Source organism: uncultured Veillonella sp. (assembly GCF_915069625.1).
Lineage (GTDB): Bacteria > Bacillota > Negativicutes > Veillonellales > Veillonellaceae > Veillonella.
Map to the genome: position 1 here is coordinate 1 of NZ_CAJZFD010000198.1, position 2,971 is coordinate 2,971.

Here is a 2,971-nt window from a genome sequence, read left to right on the forward strand (position 1 = left end):
TGCCTAAAATTGCTTTCAATATACCAAAGAATATTAACCAACAAACAAAGAATGCTCCATAGAAATCATAGTGGATTTCGGCACCAGTCATATAATCATAAGCCACAGCATATATAAGAGAAATTAAATTAAATAATGCAAATGCATAGAAAAATAATCGTTTCATAATATTCACTTTCTTCATTACTTATAATAAAAAAGAACTGTTCCAATAATACTAAAACATATGATTACAATAAAAGATAAAGATATACTTTCTATTAATCAACAATTAGTAAATTTTTTTGAAATCATTTAATAAAATTGTAAACCACCTACCAAAGATAATCAATTTATCTTCGATAGGTGGTTTATTTTATTCGCCCTTAGCAATGCGATCTAAGAGTTCAATATAGCTTTGTTTGTTTAATGCTGGTGTAAAGTGGTCTAATACATCTTTAGCGCCTGCTGCATCATCGTATAGTAAGTCTACGATGGTCATTGCCAAGGCTTGTGCTGTTTTAATGTACGCTACGTCAGGTACAGAGATTTCATATTCTGCACTGTGTAGTACACCACTGATACAGCCAACCCATGGATGGATAACCGGCATCAAGTGAGATACGTCCCCCATGTCTGTACTAGCCGTAATATGTGGACCTTGGTATACATTGGCTTCACCAAAGATAGGATTTGAGTTTTCTCGTAATAGAGCATTCATACGTTCATCATTACGCATCGGTAAATAACCAGGTAGGTCATTGATAACACATGTAGCCCCTACTGCATCGCCACCAGCTTTTAATGCTCTGTTAACACGATGGTTACCATCTACAATAGCTTGAATATTAGAGGCACGCACATAGCTTTCAACTTGAACATAGTCAGGCACACAGTTTACCAGTGTACCGCCTTGATTAATGATTGGGTGGAATCTGAAATAATCGCTTTCTTTGAAAGTTTCACGAATGGAGTTAACCCCCATAACGCCCATTAAAGCAGCATTAAGAGCATTGATCCCTTCATGCGGTGCTTGAGCTGCATGAGCTACCTTGCCGTGATACTCAATCAGTTTAGATACAAAACCATTGGAGGTACTGCCAAGCCCCATTTCACCAGCTGGTGTTTTGGCTGTCTCCACATGCATTTGCATAGCCATATCGATATCGTCGAAAGCACCTTCATAGATGAGCTGTTGTTTACCGCCCATATACTTGAGTTTTCCTTGTTCACGCAATTTATTGCGGTAATCAATTTCAATCATTTCCTCTGCAGGAACAGCAAATAGTACAACATCGCCTGCTAATTCGTCCATCACTGCTTGTAGGCCTATAGCTACGGCAAACATATTGGTAATTTGTACATTATGACCACAGCAATGAGCAGCCCCTGTTAAATCATCGGCACGAGGATGGCGAGGACAGAGAATGGCATCTAATTCCCCCACCATAGCAACCGTATATTTACTATCTCGGCCTTTCATACGACCTTTTACACCTGTCAATGCATGGCCAGTAGTATAAGAAATGCCAAATTCATCAAACATAGCTTGAACCTTTTTAGATGTTTTTACCTCTTTAAAACCCAGCTCAGGTTCAGCCATAATAGATTCTGCTAATTCTCGTAAACGCGGTTGTGCATCAACAATGGCTTTACAAACACGTTGCTTTACTTCTTCCTTTGTCATACGGCTCATAATATCTCCTTTATAAAATCGACCGTATAAAATACGGTCGATCATGGAATCCTAATGTATAGATATCTTTTGAAATATAAATCTATAATTATATCTTAACATAGTTTAGACATCTAACATTATGATTTAGTATTAAATTAAACCTTCTAAATGAAGTACTACTTGTGCTAATGCTGTTGCACAGATGAAAGTACCTGCTGTTACAGCTAGTGCAACAGGAATAATACGCCAAGATAAGCGGCGGAATGCACCAAGGTCTTTACCTAAGGATAAACCTGCATAAGCAAGTACAGGTGTTGTTGTTGCAAGGAATGTAACTTGGCTAGTTTTAGCAATAATCCATTCTTGGCCAGGCATACCTGGTAAGGATGCAATAACACCAACTAAAGATACCCAGAATACCATAGGTAATTTATTAGCATATGGTAAATTAGAGATCAAAGCGCCAATTGTAGCAAGACCAGCTAAGATAGCTACACCTACCAAGCTATCACCAAATAGGTGTTTACCATCCATTACGTTACCTACTGCAGTGATGATAGCAGCAATACAGATAACGATGACAAATTGTGTTAATTTTTCGCTTTTACTCATGACGTGCTGCCTCCTCTGCTAAATCTTGTTCACGTGTACGACCAGTAAAGAAGTTGTAAGCTTTTTCCATTACTGGTAAGGAAATAAATAGACCAAAGTATACGCCTAATACAGTAGTTAACAAGTTTGCTGCCCCAGCGAGAGCCATAATTTGTTGTTCGAACTCAGGGTATACTGCAACGATAGGCGCGGTAGCAGCGGCCATCATACTAGCACTACCTACGCCAGCGCCCATAGCTAATGCCAATGGATGGAACCATCCAGATTGCGCCAACATACCAGCCAATACGGAGGACCACATAGCGCCAATAAGAACGCCACAGATGTACATGCCCATAACACCACGACCCTCAGGAGAGCTAAAGCCAAATTTGTCGATAATAATCGCTACGTTCGGCTCACGGTCTACAGAGTAACATGCACCTACTGCTTCACGACGCATACCTACTAACAAAGCTACAGGTAAACCAAATACAATCGTACCAAAGAAATGACCAAGCTCTTGTAATAACAATGCCCAGCCTGCACTTGTAAGAATACCAAGATTTGGACCGATACCTAAACCTACTTTTACCATCAAGATCATAACGGCAATACCGATATAATCGGCAGATTTTTCCATCTGTTTAATAGTAAGAATTTTAAATTTAGGAATAGAAATTAATAAACCTAGAATCAATGTGTACAATAATGGTAATAGTA

General features: G+C 38.9%; 3 protein-coding genes. All 3 read right to left on the bottom strand.

The genetic code is table 11. The features are described 5' to 3' along the window. Positions 1–355: 355 nt before the first annotated feature. Positions 356–1,675, bottom strand: a complete 1,320-nt coding sequence (locus QZ548_RS08755; RefSeq protein WP_295869756.1) for an amidohydrolase — start codon at positions 1,673–1,675, stop codon at positions 356–358. A gap of 132 nt (positions 1,676–1,807) precedes the next feature. Further along, a complete protein-coding gene (locus tag QZ548_RS08760) occupies positions 1,808–2,269 on the bottom strand; it encodes a hypothetical protein (protein WP_295869758.1) in 462 nt (153 codons plus the stop codon). Further along, on the bottom strand, positions 2,262–2,971 hold a 710-nt coding region (locus QZ548_RS08765; protein WP_295869761.1), incomplete at its 5' end, for a DUF3100 domain-containing protein. The genes QZ548_RS08765 and QZ548_RS08760, both read right to left, overlap by 8 nt.

Excerpts from the sequence above, each read along its gene's own strand:
- QZ548_RS08760 (WP_295869758.1), bottom strand. The coding sequence starts at position 2,269 with ATGAGTAAAAGCGAAAAATTAACACAATTTGTCATCGTTATCTGTATT.
- QZ548_RS08755 (WP_295869756.1), bottom strand. The coding sequence starts at position 1,675 with ATGAGCCGTATGACAAAGGAAGAAGTAAAGCAACGTGTTTGTAAAGCC.